The organism is Micromonospora qiuiae, from assembly GCF_016863555.1.
In the GTDB taxonomy this organism is placed as follows: Bacteria; Actinomycetota; Actinomycetes; order Mycobacteriales; family Micromonosporaceae; genus Micromonospora; species Micromonospora qiuiae.
In genome coordinates this window covers 53,129-76,158 of sequence record NZ_BOPC01000004.1, presented here as the reverse complement: position 1 = coordinate 76,158, position 23,030 = coordinate 53,129, and the positions used below count along the sequence as shown (strand labels likewise).

General features: G+C 71.0%; 13 protein-coding genes. 6 read left to right on the top strand and 7 right to left on the bottom strand.

The window, feature by feature from the left end:
- Positions 1 to 20 precede the first annotated feature (20 nt).
- The 6 genes from pglY to Vqi01_RS01450 are packed head-to-tail and all read left to right on the top strand — an operon-like array spanning position 21 to position 11,091.
- Positions 21 to 3,764 (top strand): BREX-2 system ATPase PglY, encoded by a 3,744-nt coding sequence (gene pglY, locus Vqi01_RS01475; protein WP_204032214.1) that lies wholly within the window; start codon positions 21 to 23, stop codon positions 3,762 to 3,764.
- Entirely contained in the window at positions 3,761 to 6,505 is a 2,745-nt protein-coding gene (pglZ, locus tag Vqi01_RS01470; protein ID WP_204032212.1) for a BREX-2 system phosphatase PglZ, read from the top strand. The genes pglY and pglZ overlap by 4 nt, the downstream gene beginning before the upstream one ends.
- Complete coding sequence (brxD, locus tag Vqi01_RS01465) at positions 6,502 to 7,815, top strand: BREX system ATP-binding protein BrxD (RefSeq protein ID WP_239098102.1); 1,314 nt, start codon at positions 6,502 to 6,504, stop codon at positions 7,813 to 7,815. The genes pglZ and brxD overlap by 4 nt, the downstream gene beginning before the upstream one ends.
- A gap of 14 nt (positions 7,816 to 7,829) precedes the next feature.
- Complete coding sequence (locus Vqi01_RS01460; protein WP_204032210.1) at positions 7,830 to 8,228, top strand: AlbA family DNA-binding domain-containing protein; 399 nt, start codon at positions 7,830 to 7,832, stop codon at positions 8,226 to 8,228.
- Positions 8,225 to 8,968: a ParA family protein gene (locus Vqi01_RS01455; protein ID WP_204032208.1), complete on the top strand. Its 744-nt coding sequence runs from the start codon at positions 8,225 to 8,227 to the stop codon at positions 8,966 to 8,968. The genes Vqi01_RS01460 and Vqi01_RS01455 overlap by 4 nt, the downstream gene beginning before the upstream one ends.
- Complete coding sequence (locus tag Vqi01_RS01450) at positions 8,965 to 11,091, top strand: DEAD/DEAH box helicase (RefSeq protein WP_204032206.1); 2,127 nt, start codon at positions 8,965 to 8,967, stop codon at positions 11,089 to 11,091. Before Vqi01_RS01455 ends, Vqi01_RS01450 begins: the two co-directional genes overlap by 4 nt.
- Here the strand turns inward: Vqi01_RS01450 and Vqi01_RS01445 are convergent.
- From Vqi01_RS01445 to uxaC, 7 genes are all read right to left on the bottom strand, one after another.
- Entirely contained in the window at positions 11,082 to 13,946 is a 2,865-nt protein-coding gene (locus Vqi01_RS01445) for an AAA domain-containing protein (protein WP_239098101.1), read from the bottom strand. The genes Vqi01_RS01450 and Vqi01_RS01445 overlap by 10 nt on opposite strands.
- A 231-nt stretch (positions 13,947 to 14,177) precedes the next feature.
- Entirely contained in the window at positions 14,178 to 15,731 is a 1,554-nt protein-coding gene (locus Vqi01_RS01440) for a pectate lyase family protein (protein WP_204032204.1), read from the bottom strand.
- Between the two features lie 139 nt (positions 15,732 to 15,870).
- Positions 15,871 to 17,208 carry a pectate lyase family protein gene (locus tag Vqi01_RS01435; protein ID WP_204032202.1) on the bottom strand — a complete coding sequence of 446 codons (1,338 nt, stop codon included), beginning with the start codon at positions 17,206 to 17,208 and terminating at the stop codon, positions 15,871 to 15,873.
- Between the two features lie 211 nt (positions 17,209 to 17,419).
- The gene (locus Vqi01_RS01430; RefSeq protein WP_204032200.1) at positions 17,420 to 18,823 is read right to left on the bottom strand and encodes a Gfo/Idh/MocA family protein; all 1,404 of its coding nucleotides are present in this window, start codon (positions 18,821 to 18,823) and stop codon (positions 17,420 to 17,422) included.
- Positions 18,820 to 20,304, bottom strand: coding sequence for a mannitol dehydrogenase family protein (locus Vqi01_RS01425; protein ID WP_204032198.1), 1,485 nt, complete (start codon positions 20,302 to 20,304; stop codon positions 18,820 to 18,822). The genes Vqi01_RS01430 and Vqi01_RS01425 overlap by 4 nt, the downstream gene beginning before the upstream one ends.
- The gene (locus Vqi01_RS01420; protein WP_204032196.1) at positions 20,295 to 21,596 is read right to left on the bottom strand and encodes an enolase C-terminal domain-like protein; all 1,302 of its coding nucleotides are present in this window, start codon (positions 21,594 to 21,596) and stop codon (positions 20,295 to 20,297) included. Before Vqi01_RS01420 ends, Vqi01_RS01425 begins: the two co-directional genes overlap by 10 nt.
- Positions 21,593 to 23,023 (bottom strand): glucuronate isomerase, encoded by a 1,431-nt coding sequence (uxaC, locus tag Vqi01_RS01415; RefSeq protein WP_204032194.1) that lies wholly within the window; start codon positions 23,021 to 23,023, stop codon positions 21,593 to 21,595. Before uxaC ends, Vqi01_RS01420 begins: the two co-directional genes overlap by 4 nt.
- Positions 23,024 to 23,030: the final 7 nt, after the last annotated feature.

The window sequence follows — 23,030 nt, the reverse complement described above, 5'->3', positions numbered from 1 at the left end:
TTCTCGGTACGGTAGGCGGCATGTCCTCGCCCAGCCCTGCGCCGCTGCTTCGCGATGTCATCGAGATCCCGGAGCGTACGAGCACCAGCGACTTCGTGCTCAAGCTCGCCGACAGCGTCGCCGACGCCGATGCGACGCTCCGCGACTATGTCGTCACGGACCGGCTGCTCGGCAACTTCGACGAGGCGCTCGGGCTGATCCGCTCCGCGGTGGAGGGGCAGGCGTCCAAGGCGGCCTACCTGCACGGCTCGTTCGGTTCCGGTAAGTCCCACTTCATGGCCGTGCTCTACGCGCTGCTGCGCGGCGAGCACGTTGCCCGGGGCAAGGACGAGTTCGCGCCGCTGGTCGCCAAGCACAGCGTCTGGCTCGACGGGCGCAAGTTCCTGTTGGTGCCGTACCACCTGCTCGACGCCCGCTCGCTGGAGCAGCGGGTGCTCGGCGGCTACGTCGACCGGGTCCGCGCGCTGCATCCGCAGGCCCCGATCCCGGCCGTGCACCGCACCGACTCGCTGCTGGAGCAGGCCGCCTCGCTCCGCGCCAAGATCGGCGACGAGCAGTTCATCGCCGGGCTGCCCGGCGGCGACGCCGAGGACGAGTGGGGCGACAGCGAGACCTTCTGGACCAGCGAGCGGCTCGACGCCGCGTTCGCTGGCGCATACTCCGACGAACTGCGCCGCAAGCTGGTCAACGACCTGCTGACCAGCTGGAACGTCGGTTTCTTCAGTAATGCCCGGGAGGACGCCGAAGCGTTCATCTCCCTCGACCGGGGTCTGACGGAGATCAGCCGGCACGCCAAGGAGCTCGGCTACCACGGCCTGATCCTCTTCCTCGACGAGCTGATCCTCTGGCTGGCCAACTCGATCGGCGACCAGCAGTTCGTCTCCCGCGAGATCCAGAAGATCACCAACTTCGTCGAGGGCGGCGACACCCGCCGACCCATCCCCGTCATCAGCTTCATCGCCCGCCAGCGTGACCTGCGCGAACTCGTCGGCGAGGAGGTCACCGGCGCCCACGAGCTGAGCTACCAGGACACCCTGAATCTCGCCAGCGGCCGGTTCGACGTGATCAAGCTGGAGGACCGTAACCTTCCGGAGATCGCCCGCCGCCGACTGCTCAAACCCCGCGACACCACGGCCGCCGACGCGATCGCCCGGGCCTTCGAAACCACCACGAAGGTACGCCGGGAGGTCTTCGACACCCTGCTCGGCACCGACTCGGGCAGCGGCGCCGACGTCGACGCGTTCCGGTCAACGTACCCGTTCAGCCCGGCCTTCATCTCGACGCTCGTGCACGTCTCCAGCGCGTTGCAGCGCTCCCGGACCGCACTCAAGCTGATGCGCCAACTCCTGGTCGACCGCCGCGACACCCTGCGGCTCGGCCAGCTCGTCCCGCTCGGCGACCTCTACGACGTCATCAGCAGCGGCGGCGACCAGCCCTTCACCGAAAAGCTCAAGGCCGAGTTCGAGATGGCCCAGAAGCTGTACGACCTGAAGCTGCGTCCCCACCTGCTCGGCCAGTATGGCCTCACCGACGACGACCTCGACGCCGCCCGCTGCGGCGACGCGCTGCCGGCGGAGACCGCCGGCCGGGTGCGCGCGTTCACCGGTGACGACCGGCTGATCAAGACGCTGCTGCTCGCCGCCCTGGCGCCGAGCGTGCCGGCGCTGCGCAACCTGACCGCCCGGCGGCTGTCGGCGCTGAACCACGGCAGCATCACCAGCCCGATCCCCGGCGGCGAAGTGGCCCAGGTGGCGCGCAAGCTCGCCGACTGGGCCGGCCAGTTCGCCGAGATCCGCATCGGCGATGGCGACGACCCCGTGGTGTCGCTGGAGCTGGTCGGCGTGGATGTCGACAGTGTGCTCGCCACCGCCAAGCACTACGACAACGAGGGCGCCCGCAAGCACATGATCCAGCGGCTGCTGTGGCAGCAGCTCGGCGTGCCGTGGAGTGACTCGTTCTTCGCCGAGGCGGGCCTGACCTGGCGGGGAAGCCGCCGGATCATCGAGCTGGTCTACGGCAACGTCCGGGACCCCAACGACATCCGGGACGAGGCGTTCTCCCCGAACGACCCGGCCGGCTGGCGGCTGATCGTCGACTATCCGTTCGACGACGGCAGCCATGGCCCGGCCGACGACCGGCAGCGCGTGCAGGACTTGGTCAGCCGTACGCCCTGCCGGACCGTCTGCTGGATCCCCGCCGCGCTGACGGTCGAGCGCCTCACCGAGTTGGGCAAGCTCGTCATCATCGACAAGCTGCTCGAGGGCCAGCGTTTCGACAGCCACGCCGAGCACCTCAACCCCGACGACCGGCGGCGGGCACACGCCGCGCTGACCAACCAGCGCAGCGCGCTGCTGGCGAAGATGACCGGGATCCTGCGGCAGGCGTACGGTCTGGCGGCCAAGCAGGCGACCGACGTGGTGCTCGGCTTCGACGATCACCTGCACTCGCTCACCCGGGCGCTCGAGCCGAAGCTGCCGATGGGTGCCGCGTTCAACGACGCCCTGCGGAGCCTGGGCGACCAGATGCTCGGCCAGCAGTTCCCCGCGCACCCCGACTTCGACCCCGACCGCAAGGGCGACCCGGTCCGCCTGGCCGAGGTCAAGGTCGTCCTCGACCACGTCCGCCGGGCCGTCGAGTCGCCCGAAGGGCGGGTCGAGGTCGAGCGGGTCCACCGGCAGACGCTGCGGCGCATCGCCAACCCGCTCGGGTTGGGCACCATGCACGAGGCAGCGTTCGTCATCGGCGGCGAGTGGGCGCAGCACTTCCAGCACCGAGCGGCCGCCGAGGGCATCACCGGTGAACTGCGGGTCGCCGACCTGCTGCGGTGGATGGACGACCCGAAACCGCGCGGCCTTGACCCGATCGTGGCGCAGCTGGTGGTGGCGACCTTCGCCGAGCAGACCGACCGGGCGTTCTACCTGCACGGCAGCCAGGTCGTTCCCGCACCGGAGCTCGGCAGGATCAGCCTCGACCACACGCTGCGCGAGGAACGCCTGCCCAGCGAGGCGGACTGGGACACGGCCCGATCCCGGGCGGCCGCCATCTTCGGCTTCCAGTCGCTGGCGCTGCGCCGGGGTCGTCTCGTGGCCCTCTTCGGCCGGGATCTGCTGACGCAGGCGGGGCGGCATCGGCAGCCGGTCAGCGACCTGGTGGCTCGGCTGGAACAGCACGCGGACTGGCTGCGGCTGAACCAGGATTCCGGACGGCTCGCCACCGCCCGCGCCGCCGCTGACCTGCTCGATGGGCTGGCCGATGCGCCCTCGCCCAAGGATGCCGTGGAGCGTCTCGCCCGCGCCGACCTTGCCGGCCCGCCCGACCGGACCGGCAGGAGCATCAGCAGCGCCGCCCAGGTTTCGGCCGCACTGGCGTCGGCGCCCTGGGACACCTTCGAGATCGTGGCCAACCTGCCGGAACCCCACGTGGTCGAGGCTGCGGCGATCCTCACCGAACTGCGCCGGGCAGCCCAGGCCGACGAGCTGACCGTTGCGCTCGGAGCGGCCCTGCGTCGCGCGCAGACCGACGCCACCGCGCTGCTCCGGCGGGCGACCGGTGGGGGCGGCGGCACCGGCGCAGGTCCGGGCAGCGGTCGTGGCGCAGGTTCGGGTTCCGGCACTGGTAGCGGGCCGGCGGCGGGCCTCCCCGCACAGGGAGGGCGCCGGCAGGTCAAGAGCAGCGCCCTGGCCGACGCGCTGGATGACCTGCGCGAGTTCTCGGCAGACCATCCCGACGCCACGATCGAGGTGACCTGGAGAATCGTGCCGTGACTCAGGCAGCCGCGTCCTCCCAGGCGTTGCGGATCAGCCCGATCGCGTTGCGGCAGAAGGTGGCACAGCAGCTCGACCGGCACCGCAACGGCGATGCGTACCCGGTGATGGTCGTACGGGCCGAACCGGACTGGCCATACGACCCCACCATGCAGTTGCCGGGTGGACGCCAGGCCCGGGTGCTGCCGTGCGTGTCGCCGCTGGCGATCTGGGAACACCTCGTCGCGGAGCGCGACGCCGAGGTGCTCGTGCTGCTCACCGACATCCCGGAATCCCGTCTCGGGCATGGCGTGTTGAGCCGCGTCTTCCGGCAGCGGGTGATCACCGTCGAGCCTTGGGACCTGGTCGTCGAGGCGTTCGGCGCGCAGGTACCGGACAGCGCCTTGGAAGGTGAGTCCTGGGCGGGAGAGGCACTGCTGGACGCCATGCCGCCCAACGGATGGCCGAAGCTGGCCAGCCGCGTACTCACCCGGGATGTCGCGCTGCGGCATCTCGCCTCCGTGCGGCTTGGTCTGCGGCGCAGGGGCGAGAGCCACGACGACCTGGATGCGGCAGCCCTGCTGCGGTGGAGCGCCGAGGTTGGGTCGGTGGAGGCGTTCGGGCTGCTGCGCGAGGGCGAACGCGACGGGCTCGCCCGGTGGCTCATCGAGCAGCTCGGCCGGCCCGCGCGAGCGCTCTTCGCGCTGGTCGAGGCCGGACACGGTGCGGACGCGCTGCCACTCGGCCTGGTTTGCGACGCGCTGTGGAGCACGGATACGCCAGATGCGCTCCGCGCCCGAGGGCGCATCGACCAGTATCTCGGCAATCTCGATGACGACCCGACCGTCCGGGGTTTCGCAGCGGCGGCCGTGCAGGTGGTGGCCGGGATGCTGGGCGCGCGGGACCGGGAGACGCGGCTGCGGGGCAACGCGGTCCTCGATCGTGCCGAGGAACTGCTCGTCCAGTTCAGCGCAAGGGGCAGTGCCAGCCACAGCAGCATCCTGCGGGTCGGCTTCGTCCAGCGCATCGAGGACGCGGCGCATGCCCTCCTCGCCGGCCTGGACGGCTCCGCCGATTCGGCGCTCGACAAGGCCGTGGCGGCACTCCGCGCGCACCGCCTCGCCGACGCGGAGGCGGACCGGATCCTCCGCGTCCGGATGGCGCAGCGGCTCGTACGCTGGCTCGGCACGCAGGTCGAGCCGGCCGTGAGCGTCGCCGACGGCGTCGACCGGCAGATCGCCGAGTGGGGGTGGGTCGACTTCGCGCTCAACCACGTGTGGGCCGGTGAGGACGTGCACCCCGAGCTGCAGCGCGCGTTCCGCGCCATCCACGACCGGGCACAGCGGCGCCGGCGCGATCTCGACGAATCGTTTGCGAACCGTTTGGCCGCCTGGGCGACCACCGGCCCCGGAAGCGACGGTGGTCTGCTCACCATCGAGAATTTCCTCCCGCAGGTCGTCGAGCCGCTGATCCGCAAGCAGCGCCCGACCCTGCTCGTCGTGCTCGACGGCATGAGCGCTGCCGTCGCCGTCGAGTTGGCGGATCAGCTGTCCGAGCACTGGGTCGAGTACGACCCGCTGGCGGGGGCCGTCAGCGGGCGCCGCCGCGCGATGGTAGCCGCGTTGCCGACCCTGACCGCTGTGTCCCGCACCTCGCTCTTTGCCGGTGCGCTGCGCAGCGGCCGGCAGGCCGACGAGACGCGAATGTTCGACGAGGGCCGCTGGGGCAAGGGCGCGTGCCTGTTCCACAAAGGACCGGCCCGGGGTGGGGCCGGCGAGGTGGTCTCCGGCGACCTCGCCGCCGCCATGGCGGACCAGTCCCGGCTGGTCGCCGTGGTCATCAACACGGTGGACGACTCGCTGGCGCACGGCCGGGAGGGCGACGAGCCGGGGTGGCAGCTCAGCGACGTCGGGTTCCTGCGCAGCCTGCTCGACCTCGCCCGATCCGCCGGACGGGCCGTCCTCATCACCAGCGACCATGGGCACGTCCTGGAACGCGGCGGTGAGTACGTCAAGGCACCCGACGCCGCCTCCGCCCGGCACCGCGGCGGGCCGGGCCCGAGCGGGCCGGGTGAGATCGAGCTGACCGGGCCCCGGGTGGTGGCACCGAACAACCGGATCGTCGCACTCTGGGACCCGATGCTGCGTTACCGGCCGAGTAAGGCCGGCTATCACGGGGGCGCCTCGCTGGCCGAGGTGACCGTCCCACTGCTGGCGTTCCTGCTGCCGAACGTCAGCGACGTGCCCGCTGGCTGGGCACCCGTGGCGGGCGGTCAACCGGACTGGTGGGAGGCGAGGCCCGCGACTGCGGCCGTGCAGACCGCGCCAGCCCCGGCCGCACCCGCTCCCAGGCAACGACGCAGGCCGCCCGCCCAGACCGGGGAAGGGCTCTTCGACGTACCCGAGGTCACGTCGGCAGCCGCTGCGGCCCCGGCGGCCGGCGACGGTGCCCTGGTGGAGGCGTTGCTCGACACCGAACTCTTCAAGGCGCAGCACGGCCTCACGCCGCGCCGGGTCGACCTCGGGAAAATCGAGGCGGCGATGCGGGCCCTGGTGGAGGCGAAGGGTGTGCTGCCGCTGGCGGTGCTTGCGCAACGCGCCGGCGAGTCGCCGGTACGTGCCGCCGGGTTCGTCATCACGCTGCAGCGCATCTTCAACGTCGACAACTACGCGGTCCTGTCCCTCATCGACGAGGGCCGGACGGTGCGGTTGGACCTGGCGTTGATGCGGGAACAGTTCGGGCTGCCCGGAGCGCTATCGTGACCACGGTCAGCCCGGCCCGACGGCGGGAGGTGGTCGACGCCCTGCGGCGCGGGGCGGTGCCCTCTGCCGGGCTCGATCTCCTCGCCGTCGGGCTGGACCGTTTCGCCACCGCGGTCGGAGATGAACTCGACGCCGTCTCGGCCGGCGGCTCCGTTTTCAAGGCCGTGCGAGGTGAGTACGGCTCCGGCAAGACCTTTTTCACCCGCTGGATCGCCGAACGCGCCAGGCGGGCCAACTTCGCGACCGCCGAGGTGCAGATCTCGGAGAACGAGACGCCGCTGCACAGGCTGGAAACCGTCTATCGGCGGCTCACCGAGCGGCTGACCAGCGCCACATTCCCGCCCAGCGCTTTGCGGCCCGTCATCGACGGGTGGTTCTACGCGCTGGAGGAGGACGTGCTGACGGCCGGCATAGTGGCAGCCCACGACGTTGCCGCGCTGGACCGCGCGGTCGGCGAACTGCTCGACCAGCGGCTCGCCACCATCAGCCGCAGCGCTCCGGCCTTCGCGGCGGCGCTGCGCGGCTACCGGTCGGCCAGTCTCGCCGGCGACGCGGCAACCGCCGAGGCAGTGCTCGCCTGGCTCGGCGGCCAGCCCCACGTCGCCGCCGCCGCGCGGCGGGTCGCCGGGGTACGCGGCGACCTGGACCACTTCGCCGCGCTGAGCTTTCTGCAGGGCCTGCTCGCGGTGCTCCGGGACAGCGGACACCCCGGCCTGCTGCTGGTGTTCGACGAAGTGGAGACGCTGCAGCGGGTGCGCTCCGACGCGCGGGACAAGGCGCTCAACGCGTTGCGGCAACTCATCGACGAGGTGCATTCCGGCCGCTTCCCCGGTCTGTATCTGGTCATCACCGGTACGCCGGCCTTCTACGACGGGCCCCAGGGCGTGCAGCGTCTCGCGCCGTTGGCGCAGCGGCTTGCTGTCGACTTCACCACGGAAGCCCGGTTCGACAATCCTCGTGCCGTGCAGATCCGCCTCGCCGGTTTCACCATCGAGTCGCTGGTCGAGTTGGGTGGCCGGGTGCGCGACCTCTACGCCCACGGCTCGGCCGCCCCGGAACGGGTGCGCCGCCTGGTCGACGACGCGTACCTGGACCAACTGGCTCGGGCCGTGGCCGGCGGACTGGGGGGCAGGGTCGGAATCGCGCCACGCCTCTTCCTCAAGAAGCTGGTGGGAGACGTGCTGGACCGGGTCGACCAGTTCGACGACTTCGACCCGCGGCAGCACTATGCGCTCACGCTGAACGGTGCCGAGCTGAGCGACGTGGAACGCAACGCGACCCGGGCTGACGAGATTTCACTCGACCTGTAGGAAAGAATCAGATCATGAGTAGCGACCTCGCTGAACTCCTCGGCACACAGGAGACGGCCGCGCTCGAGTTCAAGCGGGAGGCAAAGGACCGCAACGCCATCCGTAAGGCCATCTGCGCCCTGGCCAACGACCTCCCGCGGCTCGGCGGAGGCGACCTGCTGGTCGGAGTCGACAAGCAGGGACGGCCGGTCGGGGGCCTTGACACCTCGGATGAGGCGCTGCTGACGTTTACCAGTATCAGGGACGAGGGCCGGATCCTGGACCGTCCGTCGATGGTCGTCAGCGTCGAGCCGTACCAGGGTGTGCCGGTGATCCGGGTACGGGTGTCCGCGTCACACACGCCGCCGGTCCGGTTCGACAACATCGTCTACGTCCGGCCCGGCCCTTCAACACGAGCTGCCAGCGAGACGTGAGCTTCACGGATCCGGTTCCGATCACTGAAGGTCTCTGGCTCATTCCGGGCGACCTCAATCTCAGCGCATTCGAGGACAAGCTGTCCGCAGCGTGGCCGAACAGTCTGATCGGTGACCCGGCGGCGCTGCGCACGACCACGGCCTTCCACCGCCTCATCACCCATGCTGGTCGTCGCGTGGGGGCAGATATCGCTCTCGTCGATGTCGGACCGAACCTCGGCGCCATCAACCGAGCGGCACTACTGGCGGCTGACACCGTGTTGATGCCGCTCGCCGCCGATCTCTTCTCCCTGCGTGGCCTTCGGAACCTGGGCCCGGCGCTGCGCGACTGGCGCCGAGTGTGGCAGAAGCACGTGCTGCCGAACGTGCCGCCGGGAATCGAAGCGCCCCGGGGCACCATGACGCCGCTGGGCTATGTGGTCATGCAGCCGAAGATGAGGCTCGACCGGCCAGTCAAGGCATACCAACGGTGGCTCGATCGGGTGCCTGTGGTGTTCGCGAACTCCGTTTTGAACGAGCCCGGTGAATCGACCGGCGAGTCGTTCGAGATCGCGACTCTGCGGAATTACCAGAGCCTGATGCCGCTGGCTCACGATGCCCGGAAGCCGATGTTCGACCTTCGCTCGGCCGACGGCGCCCTCGGTAGCACACAAACCCTGGTGCAGCGGTGCTACCAGGACTTCAAGGAACTCAGCGAGAAGTTGCTCGAGCGGTTGAACGAGGTGCGCGAAGACCGATGACGGCAGGAGATGTCCTGCACCCGGTGGTGCTGCACCATATTGTCAACACCTTGCAGTGGCCAGCGCTGCGCCCGCTGCAGGAAGCTGCCGTCCGGCCGTTGATCGACGGTGACGACGCACTGCTCCTCGCCCCGACCGCCGGCGGCAAGACCGAGGCTGCGATGTTCCCTCTGCTGACCCGGATGGCGGAGGGTAACTGGTCGGGTACGTCGATGCTCTACGTGTGTCCCCTGAAGGCGCTGTTGAACAACCTCCTTCCCCGGCTCGAGACCTACACCGGCTGGCTCGGGCGACGCGCGGCACTCTGGCATGGCGACGTCACGGCGAGTCGCCGTCGCGCCATCCTTCGTGAACGCCCCGATGTCCTGCTGACCACTCCCGAATCCCTCGAGTCGATGCTGGTCAGCGCGAACGTCGACCACGACGTCTTTCTCGGGCAGGTGCGGGCGATCGTGGTCGACGAGGTCCACGCCTTCGCCGGCGACGATCGGGGATGGCACCTGCTTGCCGTCCTCGAACGTCTGACCCGACTGACGAGAATGCCGATGCAGCGGATCGGACTCTCCGCGACCGTCGGCAACCCCGATGATCTTTTGCGCTGGCTGCAGGGATCCGGGCGGGACAAACGGCCGGGCCAGGTGGTGGCTCCAGGTGTGGTGACAGTTCCTGCCGCCACCGCCACGCCCACTGCCGCGCCCCCCGGAAACGTCGAGCTGGACTATGTCGGGTCGGTGCACAATGCCGCGAAGATCATCGCCGCTCTGCACGCAGGGCAGAAGCGCCTCGTCTTCTGTGACTCCCGCGCGCTGGTCGAAGAGCTCGGCCAGCGACTGCGGATGCAGGGGGTGACCACCTTCCTGTCTCACGCGTCCCTCTCGTTCGACGAACGCCGACGGGCCGAGCAGGCCTTCGCGCAGGAGCGAGATTGCGTCATCGTCGCCACCAGCACTCTCGAACTCGGTATCGATGTCGGCGATCTCGACCGGGTGATCCAGATAAACGCCCCGCGCACCGTCGCCGCGTTCCTGCAGCGGATCGGCCGCACCGGTCGCCGCCCAGGCAACAGCAGAAACTGCCTCTTCCTGGCGCTCGACGGTGACGGCCTGCTGCACGCCGCGGCGCTGTTGCACCTCTGGGCACAGGGCTGGGTGGAGGCCGTCGTGCCGCCGCCGGAACCGCGGCACATCGTTGCGCAACAGATGCTTGCGCTCGCATTGCAGCGGCTGCGGATCGGTGACCGGTCGTGGGCGGAGGAGTGGAACGGGCTGATGCCCTTCGACGCAAGTGCGGAGGTGGTCGTTCGGCACCTCGTCGAGCACGGCTACCTGGACGAGGACTCCTCGATGCTGTTCATCGGGCCGGAGGCCGAACGTCGGTTCGGCCGTCGGCACTTCATGGACATGCTCGCGGTCTTCACCGCGCCGCCGCAGTTCACCGCGCTGTCGGGGCGCACCGAAATCGGCCGCACCGATCCGGCGTTGTTGACGGCGCGGGTGGACGGACCCCGGCTGCTGCTCCTCGGTGGGCGCAGTTGGCGGGTCACCTACGTCGACTGGAAGCGACGCCGCTGTTTCGTGGAGCCGGCCGAAGGCGGAGGTAAGGCCCTCTGGATGACCGGCGGCGCACCGCAGGGCCTGGCGTACCCGATGGTTCGGGCCATGCGGGATGTGCTGCTCGGTGCCGATCCGCCGGTCCGGCTAACCCAGCGGGCCAGCACGCGGCTGGGCATGCTGCGCGAAGAGGCCGCCTCCCAGGTCCATCCGGGTGGCACACTGATCGTCCGTGACCGCGAAGGAGACGTACGCTGGTGGACCTGGGCGGGTTTCCGGGCCAACGCCACCCTGGTCGCCACCCTCGGCGACCTAGCCGATTCGACTCAGCGCTACGACGATGCCTCCATCCGGCTGCGGCCAGACCTGGACCGCGACATGTGGCGCATGGCGACGGCCGACGCCGTGGACCGAATCTGTTTGCCGGAGGTGACCGAAAAAGCCCTCGCGGGGCTCAAGTTCAGCGCAGCCCTTCCCACCCGGTTGGCGACCGCCACGCTCGCGGCGCGGCTGGCCGATGTCGACTCCGCTGCGGCCGTGCTGGAGCAGCCGGTCCGATTCGCCTACTTTTGAGGACTGGTGATCCGGGCGGCAAGGTCCAGGGCGGCCCGGATCGGGTCGCCGGTCCAGTGGCTGGCGAACACGTCGTACATGCGCCAGCCGGCGCGGGCGAGCGTACGCTGCCGCTCCACGTGCACGGCCACGCCCTCCGGGTGCACACCGCAGATCACCCCGACCGCGTCCGGGCCGTCGCCGACGCACAGGTCGAGCTTCCACCGGCCGACCGGATAGCCGGCCCGGACCGGCAGCCCGAGCCGCTCGAGTTCCACGGCGAGGGCACGGGTCCACGGGTCCGGTGCCCGGTTGCCCGACTCGGACGGGCTGGGCGGCGGCTGCTCGGCGTAACGGAGGTAGTCGCCGACGATGCCCTCGGGCGAGCGCAGGGAGGTGACCACCGTGAGGTGCTTCCTGGCCCGGGTGATCAGGACGTTGAACAGGTTCGGCTCGGCCAGGAACCGGTGTCGCGACGGCGAGTCGTCGTCGACCAGTCCGAGGGAGGCGATCACCACGTCCGCCTCATGGCCCTGGAACGCGTGCACCGTTCCGGATCGCAGGCCCAGCCGTTCGATCTCGCTGACGTCGTACGTGGACAGCAGGGCTGCCTCGATCGCGTCCGCCTGCGCCCGGAACGGGCTGATCACCGCGATCCCGCCCTCGGGTGGCCGGTTCGCCAGCTTCTCGATCAGGTCGAGCACCGCGTCCACCTCTGCCTGGTTGACGCCGTTGACCACGGTGGCCTCGGCGACCGTCAGCACGTCGATGGCGTCGGTCCGCTCGTTGCCCGGGTGCCGCGTGACCAGCTCCAGTCTGCCGCCGTAGAACCGCTGGGCGGAGAAGCCGATCAGATGCGGAGCAGACCGGTAGTGCTCACCGAGCCAGGTGACCGGTGCGGCACCGGCCGCCAGGTCGAAGGCGCTGGCCCGCCGTACGTCGAGTCGGTCCGCGACCCGGTCCAGACCGTGTCGGTGCAGCGTGGCGGTCACCTCGACGTCGGAGACGAAGGAGACGAACCGCAACTGCCGGGGATCGCCGGCGACCAACGCTCGGCGGGCCCGCGCCAGCACCGGGGCGGCCCGCAGCTGATCGACGTGCGCCGCCTCGTCCAGCACCACCAGGTCGAACATGCCGGCGACCGGCGGCAGCAGGTCCTCGACGTCGACCACCGTGCCCACCCACAGGGGCAACGCGCGCACCAGGGCGTCGGCATCCAGCCCGGCGAGCAGCTCCCGGCGGCGGTTGCGTCCGGCACGCAGGGCGGTGCCCAGCCCATTGGCGGCGCGTCGGGCGTTCCCGGTCCACCGCCGGGCGCTGGTGGCCTGGTGGCGCAGCGCCGCACCGACCGCGTCGGCGAGCGCGGCGTCCGCCTCGGCCAGCGCCGACCAGGCGGACGTCAGCTCGGTGCCGCCGAGTGCGGGTAGCCGCGCGGCAGCGTGGACCGCCGCCGCGGCGTCCACCGCGGCCATCAGCCGCTGCACGGGTACGTCAGGGCCGGCACCGGTCAGCCGTCGGAGCCGACCGGAGGCGTACGTCCGCCGTAGCCGCTGCCACCAGCGGTTGCCGTCCTGGTTCGCGCCGGTCAGGGCGGCCCGGATCTCGGCGAGGTCGGCGTCCGGGTCGAACACGGCCGGGGCGTCGTGGCTCAGGGCGGGTAGCAGCGGCTGCCAGCCGGGCAGACTGGCGGCGCGTCGCTCCTGCTCCAGCGCCGCGGTGATGCCGGATCGGATCGCGGCGACCCGATCTCGGGCAGCCGTCACTGCGGCGGCGTCGCGGCGCAGTTGTGCGTCGGCCACCCCGACGGCGCTGCCGCCGGCCAGTTCGGTGGCGACCGCTTCGCGTCGTTCGGCGTCGCCGAAGAGCACCGGAGGAGGCCCGTGATGGCGGCGTAGCAGCTCGCCCAACACCTCCGCGGCGTGTACCGACTGCGTCGCCACCAGCACCGATCCGCCCCGGTCCACCGCGTCCAACGCCGCGGCGACGAGAGCGTGGCTCTTCCCGTTGCCCGGCGCACCGGAGACCACCACCACCGGTTCGGTGCGGATGCGCCGGATCACGCCGCGCTGCGCGGTGTTCAGTGGCAGTGGTGACAGAACGTCATCCTGATCGGCCCCGCCGCCGTTGGGCTGGCTTGCGTCGGCCTCGCCGCCGGTGGTGTCGGGTGTGCCGAGGTAGAGCCTGCTCAGTGCGGTGTCCGCCAGCCCGGGCCGGCCGGCCCAGTTCAGCAGGGTGTCGCGGAGCCGACCGGCGAACACGTCCCGGGTCACGAAGATCGCGGCGGCGGTCACGCCGGTGAGTGTCTCGTCGTCGACGCTGCGCGGAGGTGCCGCGACGACCGAGGTCACCTTCAGCCCAGCGGCCTGCGCCGCCGCGGTCAGCCAGGCGGAGGTGCCTGGTGCCGTCAGCCATCCGGGTCCGGCCAGCCCGGGTGCGGCCTCCAGTCGGGCCGCGAGGTCGCGGTCCTCGATCAGCGAGGTCAGTTCGAGGTCACCGGCGGGCAGCACGCGGTAACCGCGCAGCCCGCGCTCCAGACGTACCGGCTGGGCCAGCAGCGGCAATCGGATTCGCCGGCGTACGCCCTCCACGTCTGCCGAACCGACCAGGAAGGCCAGGCCACGGCGGAGCACGCGCTCATCGCGGTGCAGCGTGTCCAACGCGGCCAGGCGGTCCAGCCGGGCGGTGCGCGGACCCCGGTGCGGCTCCGGCAGCCAGACCAGTGGTCGGCCGGGCCCGGACACGTCGAAGACCCGCTCGGCCCCGGCCGGAGCCAGGTCGGCGAGCGCGGTGAGGATGGCCGCCGCGTGCATCGCCCGCAGATTCTGCCGTACGCCGTCGAGCCCGACCGGGTGGTGCCCTTGGCGCCCGCCGGGCACATCCCTTGACGGACCCTTTGCTCTGCTTCACTCCACGCAATGCTTTTACCGCCAAACCATTGCGTCCGTTGAAGCAGAGCAAAGCGTCCGGTGGTGGCAGCAAGGGGAGGGCGAGGGCCGTCGGTCTGACGGCCCTCGCCCCGGTGATAATCGGTAGGGAAGGGGTGGCGGTCAGGTCGGGGTTCGGCGATCCGTCGTCCGCCGCGGCCGGGCGCCAGCGGATCGGCGCTGCTATCCGGCGTACGTCTCGAACTCGGCGATCCGGGGGGTGCCGGACGAACTGGTGATGTCGAAGGTGATCTTGCGTAGGGATACCGCGGGGAAGGTGATGACGCCGGCCGTGCTGCCGGTGGCCAGCACCGCGCCGGTGTCGTGGTTGAGCAGCCGCCAGGAGCGGACGTTGCCGACCGCGCCGGACGCCTCACGGATGTTCACCCGGGAAACCCGAGTATTGGTGTCCCACTTGATCGAGATCTGTCCGGTGGCGCCGGACGGCGACCAGGCGGTGCTCATGTTGCCGTCCCGTACGTCGCCGTAGCTGGTCCCGCTGGCCTTGCTGGAGCCGTCGGAACCGGCGCCGATGCTGAGGTTGGTCCCGCTCGGCGGCGAGGTCGGCCCCGGCGTGGAACTGGTCGGCGCGGGCGTGGTGGGCGCGGGCGGCCCCGAAGTCGGATTCGTCGGCGTGCAACTGCCGTTCGACGTCCGGATGCCCTTGTTGGCGCCTGCGGTCTGGCTGACGACGCTCGGTACGCAACTGGCCGCGTCGAGGCTGTAGGCGTACGGGATGCTGACGCTGGTGTTGGAGGTCGGGTTGGGGCCGGCGGGGTTGTTCTCGCTGCTGCGGCTGGACCAGGTCACGTTGTCGAAGATGTTGCCGCTGACCTGCCAGTAGCCGGCCTGGTTGGTGTAGAAGGTGCCCAGCACGTCCTTTGAGTTGCGGAAGTAGTTGTTGTCCACCTTGGCCCGGCCCCCCGCCCGGGAGTTGATGCCGGACTCCCGGATGTTCACGTAGTGGTTGTTGTAGATGTGCGCCGTGCCGCCGCGCAGCAGGGGCACCCGGGAGTCGAGGTTCTCGTACAGGTTGTGGTGGAAGGTGATGAAGTCGTTCGACAGGTCGCTCTCGCTGGACCCGATCAGGCCACCGCGCCCGGAGTTGCGCAGGACGCTGTAGGACAGCGTCACGTACTGGGTGTTGTTCTTCATGTCGAAGAGGCCGTCGAAGCCTTCCGACTCCCCGCCGGAGGCCTCCAGGGTGACGTGGTCGACCCAGACGTTGCGGACGTTGGCCTCCATGCCGATGGCGTCGCCGCCATTGGAGGTGGGGGAGCCGGACTTCTTGACGTTCCGGACGGTCACGTTCTGGATGACGATGTTGCTGGCCTCGCGAATGTGGATGCCGATCTGGTCGAAGACCGCTCCGTTGCCGATCCCGAGGATCGTGACGTTGCTGATCTGCTTGAGTTCGATCACGTCGGCGGCGGTGTTGCAGCTCGAACCGGAGACCTTGGTGGTGTTGCCGTGGTTGATGGTTCCCTCGACCTGGATGACGATCGGGGTGCTGCTGCTGGCCCGGTTGCACAGGGCCGCGTGGATCTGGGTACCCGTGGTGGCGCGTACGGTCTGCCCGCCGGTGCCGCCGGTGGTGCCGCCGTTGCGGGTCGCGAAGCCGGTGGCGCTGCCGACGGCCGCCGACGCCTGGGGCGTCGTGACGGCCACGCAGACCGCCGCTCCCATCCCTGCCGTGGCCAGTGCCGATAGGAGCCGTAGTGCGACTGGTCGTCTCATCCTCGTCTCACCTCGTCCTAGAACCAGTGGTGGTGAAAGGAAGGGCCCCTTCTTAACGCCTGGTGTATAGGAGGGACCCCTTCTTAACAGGTGGGCCGCTCGGCCCGTGGTGACTTGCCGTGCCGCAGAGCGGGGCGAGCTACAGCGGCAGGCGGTCGGCGCCGGCGAGCGGGCCCACCACGAGCGGCACCAGCGGAGCCGGCAGCACCGGGCCGTGCCGCAGCGCCGGAGTCCAACCGGCGTCGGGCGACAGGTCGGGATCGTGTACGACGTTGTACGCGGCCACCAGGTCGACCGGACGCGCCGCCCCGCCCGCGGGCTTGGCCCAGTTGCCCCGAGTGGTGATCGCGGTGCCGTCCCAGTTGTAGAGCAGATCGGCGGCGCCGATGCCGGCGTCGAGGGTGAAGTGGTTGTTCTCGGCGTACACGGCGGACTGCACGCCCACGCCGATGGCGTACTCGAAGCTCTCGCCACCGAGCCGGTAGGCGTTGTTGTAGACGTCGACCTGGCCGAAGCGGACCCGGGGCAGCCGCTGCGACGACCGGTCGAACAGGTTGTGGTGCAGGGTGACCTTGAGCCGGTCGACGTCGGGACCGACAGTGTTGGAGGAGCCGATCAGCATCACCTTGTCCCGTCCGTCGAACCGGTTCCAGGAGACGGTGACCAGGCTGGCGGTGTGGGTGATGTCCAGGGATCCGTCGTGCACTTGGTAGGGGCGGCCGAAATAGCTCGGCTGGGCACGGTCGGGGTTGTCGCCGTCGGTGAAGGTGTTGTGGTCGATCCAGACGTTCTCGCTGCGGCGTACCGAGATCTGGTCGAACTGGGAGTTCCAGTTGCCGGTCTCGCCGTCGGTGGGGGACCAGGCCGGGAAGCAGTCCCGGGCGTCGTCGAAGGTGATGTTGCGGACGATGACGTTCGAGACCCGGTCGATCATCAGAGTCAGGCCGGCCAGTCGCGCGCCGCGCAGCCCGATGACGGTGGTGTTCGAGCCGACCTCGACCTGGGTGTGCCGGGTCTGGTTGGACACCGACCGCAGCCGGGCCTCCTCGACCGGGCCGCTGGGCGCCGCCCGTCCCCACACCGCCGGGTCGTACGCGGCCAGGTAGGCGTCCAGCGAGTACCCGGGATCGGCCAGGTCCGTGCAGTCGAGCAGTCGACCGTCGGCGCCCTCGAACCCGTCGATGGTGCCTTTGACGTACACAATCTTGGGGTTGTCGCTCCCGAGCGCGGCGACCAGTTCGGCGCGGCTGGTGACCACATGGACCTGGTCGGGGGAGGCCGCCGCGCCGCCGGTGGTGCCCGGCCCGGCAGCGGCCCAGCCGTCGCCGGCCGGTAGGGGCTGCCGGGCGAGCTGCCGGGCCAGCGGGGACAACGCCGCCGGGCCGCCTCCGCCGACCGGCGGGTGGGCCGCTGCCGGGGCGGGGGCAGCGGTCAGGGTGAGCGTGATCAATGCCGTGCCCACGGCGATTTTACGCATTGACTCATCCCGTTCCTTCGTCGTGTTTTCGTTTGTCACGAAGGTTACGGTTATTGTTTTATCAGGGTCAATATAAAGGATGTGCAGGTTTGTTGCAGTATTTCACTTCGGCCGGAATTGCCCCGACCTGTTCGGGTCGGGAAACCACTGGTCATCGCGTTGGCGTCGGTCGCGGGTGGACCGATTGTTTGCAGTGGCTTTGCGGCTTCTCCTATTCCGTCGTCTCCTGCAGCGGGAATGGCGCGGGTATCGCCGCCCGCCATGGTCGGACCGCCCACCGCACGCCCCACTCCGACGGCAGTGCGCCGTCCTCGGCGGCACGGCGCAGCACGGCGTTGATGCCGCGGACGCGGAGCACTCGTTGCGGGCCCGCGCCGACGGCATCGACCAGGTCGCCGTCGAGCAGGGTCGGGTCGGGCGCCTCCTGCAGGGCGGTCAGTACGGCGGTGAAGGCAGCGGTACGGGCCAGGGGAGCGATCAGCGGCACCCCGGGATCGGCCCGGTGGTCCAGCAGGTTCTCCAGCAGTCCCCGGCGGCCCGGTACCTCGCGGAAAGTGTCGTCGCCGGGCAGTCGCAGTCGATCGGTCGGGTACTCCAGCACGGCCCGGCCGGCGCTACCGGTGACGATCACCTCTCCCGGGATGAAGTCCTCCCCGGCGAGCGTCACCGCGGCCACGATCGGCGGACCCTGGCGGGGTCGTACCCGCAGCACCGCCGTGTCGTCGACTTCGATCGGCCGGACCCGGTACCGCTCCACCTCGATGGCCGCCGGCTCGCCCGCGACCGCCTCGACCGGCTCGCCCGCGCCTGGCTCGCCCGCGCCTGGCTCGCCCGCGCCCGGCTCGCCCGCGCCCGGCTTGCCCGCGACGGCCTCGCCCGGCTCGCCCGCGACCGGCTTGCCCGCGACCGCCTCGGCCACCGCCAGGCACTGCATGACCGCGTGCGCCAGCGGGTTGGCCAGCGCGCCGTCGAGCACCGGGCGGCCGTCGAGGAGGCGCCGCCCGGCCCATGAGGAACGGGCGTAGTAGGCGTCCGGACGCTGCCAGGCGGCGACGGTGGCGATTCCGGTGACCGTACCCACCCGGCCCGCCACGACCGCGTCGACCAGCGCGGCCAGCGCCGCCGAGCCGAGCGCCTGAAAGCCGACCTGGGCCACCCGGCCGGTGCTGGCCAACAGCCCGGACAGTTCCGTGTGCTCGGCGCTGGAGAGGACCGGCGGCTTCTCCAGCAGCACATCGGCGCCGGCGGCCACCGCGTCGCGCGCGATCGGCAGGTGAGTGTGCGGCGGGGTGCAGATCACCACCACGTCCGGGGCGACCTCGGCGAGCATCGCGCGGTGATCGGTGAAGATCCGCGTGTCGGCCGGCACCGGTGCGGCCGGCTCCGGCTCGATCGGCCGGGTGTCCACCAGCGCGGCCAGCCGCAGTCGCCCGGCATCGTGCAGCCGGCCGATCACCCGCCGATGCCAGCGTCCGTGCCCGTTCGCCCCGACCAGCGCCACCCGCGCCACCCGCGCCGCGCTCGGGGTGTGCGGCGCGTGCGGAGTGTGCTGCGAGTTAATAAGGGGCCCTTTCTCTACACCAGACGTTAAAAGGGGGCCCTTCCTTGCACTCATACCGCACCGGCCAGGGTGGGGGGGACGCCGTGGTGGGTCAGGTCGGTGAGCCAGGCGGTGACGTCGGCGTGGAGTTGGGCGTCGGCGGCGATCTCGGGCGGCACGATCTCGTCGAGGGCGAATATCGCTGCCACCGCGTCGGCGGGGGAGGCTGCGGCCGCCGCCGACTGGATCTGCTCGGCGAGGGGGTCGTCGAGGGGGAGAGGTCGGCCGTCGTCGGTGCTGCCCTGGGCGAACCGGATCCAGGCGGCGAGCACCAGCGCGGCCCAGCGCGCCGGGCGGCCGGCCGCGCGCAGGTCGGCGATGGTGTGCAGGATCCGCTGCGGCAGCTTCTGCGACCCGTCCATCGCCACCTGCAACGTGCGGTGCCGGATCGCCGGATTGCCGAAGCGGGCCAGCACCTGCTCGCCGTAGTCGACCACGTCGACGCCGTCGGGCGGGGTGAAGCTGGCCGCCACGTCCTCGGCGAGCAGCCGGCGCAGCACGGTGGCCAGGTGCGGCAGGGCGAGGGCGTCGGCGATGGTCTCGCAACCGGCGAGCGCGCCGAGGTAGGCGGTGGCCGAGTGCACCCCGTTGAGCGCGCGCAGCTTCAGCCGCTCCCACGGCCCGGCGTCGGCGCAGAGCACCGCGCCGGCCCGCTCCCAGGCGGGTCGGCCGCCGGGAAAGTCGTTTTCGACAACCCACTGGGCGTACGGCTCGGCCGCCACCGCGGCCAGATCCTCGACGCCGAGCGCGTGGCGGGCCGCCGCCAGGGTGTCCGGGGTGCTGGCCGGGACGATCCGGTCCACCATGGTGCCCGGGAAACCGACCTGGGCGCCGACCCAGTCGACCACCGGTTGCGGCGTGCCCGCGTACGCCAGGGCCTGGCTGACCAGGCCGCGCAGCCGGCGACCGTTGGCGGGCAGATTGTCGCAGCTGACCAGGGCGATCGGCCCGGCGTCGGCGGCGTGACGGGCCAGCAGGCCGCGCACCAGCAACCCCGGCACGGTGGCCGGCGGCCGGTCGGTGGTCAGGTCGGCGACCAGCGCCGGATCGGGACGCAGCGTTCCGCCGGCCGGGTCGAGTTGGTACGCCTTCTCGGTCACGGTCAGCGTGACCACCCGGATCGCCGGGTCGGCCAGCAGCGCCACCACCGCGTGCGGGTCGGCGGCGGCCAGCCGGACGTCGGCCAGCGCCCCGACCACCCGGGTGTGCCGGTCGGCAGCCGACAGGGTGCTCACGCTGAACAGGTTGTCCTGCGCGGCCAGGATCCGCACCAGGTCGGCGTTGCGCGGGGCGACGCCGACGATGCCCCAGTCGCCGCCGGCCAGGGCCAACGCCTGCTCGGTGTAGACGGCCTGGTGGGCACGGTGGAACGCACCGAGCCCCAGGTGCACGATGCCGGCGGAGACGGTGCCCGGGCGTACCAGGGGCCGGGCCTCGGCCGGCAGCCGGCGCAGCGCGCCGAGGTCGAGCCGGGACGCGCCCACGGTCACCGCCACGTCGGGCCGTCCGGGAAGCGGAAAGTGGCGATCGAGGAGGGGTGCATGGTGGCGCTGTAGCCCGGTGCGGCCGGCAGCAGGTAGCGCCCGTCGCGGGTGCGGACCGGGTCGACGAAGTGTTCGTGCAGGTGGTCGACGTATTCCACCATCCGGCCCTCCAGGCTGGTGCCGACGCGCAGGTAGTCGAAGATCGCCAGGTGCTGGACGTACTCGCAGAGCCCGACGCCGCCGGCGTGCGGGCAGATCGGCACCCCGAACTTCGCGGCCAGCAGGATCTGGGCGAGGACCTCGTTGACGCCGCCGACCCGGCAGGCGTCGATCTGCATCACGCCGATCGCCTCGGCCTGGAGCAACTGCTTGAAAATGACCTTGTTGGCGGCCACCTCGCCGGTGGCCACCCGGCACCGGCCACCGGTCAGCTCGGTGACCGCGCGGGCGATGCGGGCGTGACCGAGGATGTCGTCGGCGTGCGTGGGCTCCTCGATCCAGTACGGGTCGACTTCAGCCAGCGCCGTCATGTTGGTGATCGCCTCGTCGACGTCCCACACCTGGTTGGCGTCCATCATCAGCAACGCGTCCGGGCCGATCTCCGCCCGGATGATGCGGGCCCGGCGCAGGTCGTCTTCGGGCGGGCCGCCGACCTTCATCTTCATCGCCCGCCACCCGGCCGCGTACGCCGCCCGGGTCAGCGCCCGGACCTTGTCGTCCGGGTAGCCGAGCCACCCTACCGACGTGGTGTACGAAGGGAAACCACTCTCCTCGAGCACCGCGAGCCGTTCCACCCCTCCGATTAATCCCTTGTCGAGGATGGCGGCGGCCTCGTCGGGGGTGAGGGCGTCGGTGATGTGCCGGAAGTCGACGTTGGCCACCAGTTCGTCGGTGGGCAGCTCGGCCAGGTAGCGCCACATCGGTTTGCCGGCGAGCTTGGCCCGCAGGTCCCACACGGCGTTGACCAGCGCGCCGGTGGCCATGTGGATGACCCCCTTCTCCGGGCCCAGCCAGCGCAGTTGCACGTCGGCGACGAGCGAGCGCCAGAAGGCCACCGGCTCGGCGGTGATCTCGGCGACGGTACGGCCGACGACGTGGTGGGCGAGGGCGCGTACCGCGGCGCAGGTGATTTCGTTGCCGCGGCCGTTGGTGAAGGTGAACCCGGCGCCGGTCGGCCCGCCGTCGGTGCTCAGCTGCACGTAGGTGGCCGAGTAGTCGCCCCGGTTGATCGCGTCGGAGCCGTCGCCGCTGGCGGCGGTCGGGAACCGCACGTCGTGCACGGTGATGTCGGTGATGGTGGTCATGGTTGCCTCTCCCCGAACTTGAAGACCTGCTTCGGCAGCCGGTACGCCAGGTCGACGATGGTCTCGGCGGCCTCGTCCATGGGCAGCCGGTGTTCGGCGACGAGCCGGGCCAGGAAACCGGCGTCGACGCGGCGCGCCACGTCGTGCCGGACCGGGATGGAGCAGAATGCGCGGGTGTCGTCGACGAACCCGGCGGTGTTGTAGAAGCCGGCGGTCTCGGTGACGGTCTCCCGGAACCGGCGCAGCACCTCGGGGGAGTCCAGGAACCACCAGGGCGCGCCGAGCAGCAGGGCGGCGTACCCGCCCGCGAGGGGTGCCAGCTCGCGGGTGAAGGTGTCCTCGTCGAGGGTGTAGAGCACCACCCGCAGCCGGGGGTCGTTGCCGTACGCGTCCAGCAGCGGGGCCAGTGCGTGCACGTACTCGGTGACCTGCGGGATGTCGCCGCCGACGTCGCGGCCGTGCCGGGCGTACAGCCACCGGTTGTGGTTGCGCACCGCGCCGGGATGCAGCTGCATGACCAGCCCGTCGTCGAGCGACATCCGGGCGAACTCCAGCAGCATGTGCGCTCCGAACGCCTCGCTGTCGCCCGGCTCGGCCCGGCCCCGGCGGGCCCGGTCGAACACCGCTGCGGCGTTCGCGCCGAGGTCGAGGGTGCGGGCGGTGCGGTGACCGTGGTCGGACGAGGTGGCGCCGGCGGTGATGAACGCCTCCCGGCGTGAGCGCAGCGCGGCCAGGTAGCCGGCGTACGTGCCGGTGTCCTCGCCGGTGATTTCACCGAGCCGGTCGACGTTGGCCGACCAGTCCTCGAACTCCAGGTCCACCACGTCGTCGGGGCGGAAGGTGGTGACCACCCGCCCACCGGGCCCGCCCCAGCCGTCGGCGGCGAGCTTGGCGTGCTGGCCCAGGTCGTCCAGGGGAGACTCGGTGGTGGCGAGGACCTCGATGTTGAACCGCTCGAACAGTGCCCGGGGCCGGAAATCCGGTCCGGCGAGCTTGGCGGCGAGCGCGTCGTACACCTCGTCGGCGGTCTGCGGCGACAGCCGGGTGTCGATGTCGAAGACCTTGGTGAAGGTCTGTTCCAGCCAGAGGCGCGAGGGGGTGCCCCGGAACAGGTGCCAGTGCTCGGCGAAACGCCGCCAGATCCGCCGGCCGTCGGTCTCCACCGGGCTGCCGTCGCGGGTCGGCACGCCCAGCTCGGCGGGGGGTACGCCCTGACTGAGCAGCATCCGGGTCAGGTAGTGGTCGGGCACGATGAGCAGCCGGGACGGGTCTGGAAACGGCTGGTCCTCGGCCAGCAGTGCCGGGTCGACGTGCCCGTGCGGGGAGATGATGGGCAGCTGTCCCACCAGCGCGTACAACTCCCGGGCCAGCGCGCGTTGGCTCGGTTCGGCGGGGAAGAGCAGGTCGGGTCGGGTCGAGGTGGGCACGGGGTGC

Excerpts from the sequence above, each read along its gene's own strand:
- pglY (WP_204032214.1), top strand. The coding sequence starts at position 21 with ATGTCCTCGCCCAGCCCTGCGCCGCTGCTTCGCGATGTCATCGAGATC.
- Vqi01_RS01460 (WP_204032210.1), top strand. The coding sequence starts at position 7,830 with ATGAGTAGCGACCTCGCTGAACTCCTCGGCACACAGGAGACGGCCGCG.
- Vqi01_RS01450 (WP_204032206.1), top strand. The coding sequence starts at position 8,965 with ATGACGGCAGGAGATGTCCTGCACCCGGTGGTGCTGCACCATATTGTC.
- Vqi01_RS01440 (WP_204032204.1), bottom strand. The coding sequence starts at position 15,731 with ATGAGACGACCAGTCGCACTACGGCTCCTATCGGCACTGGCCACGGCA.
- Vqi01_RS01435 (WP_204032202.1), bottom strand. The coding sequence starts at position 17,208 with ATGCGTAAAATCGCCGTGGGCACGGCATTGATCACGCTCACCCTGACC.
- Vqi01_RS01430 (WP_204032200.1), bottom strand. The coding sequence starts at position 18,823 with ATGAGTGCAAGGAAGGGCCCCCTTTTAACGTCTGGTGTAGAGAAAGGG.
- Vqi01_RS01420 (WP_204032196.1), bottom strand. The coding sequence starts at position 21,596 with ATGACCACCATCACCGACATCACCGTGCACGACGTGCGGTTCCCGACC.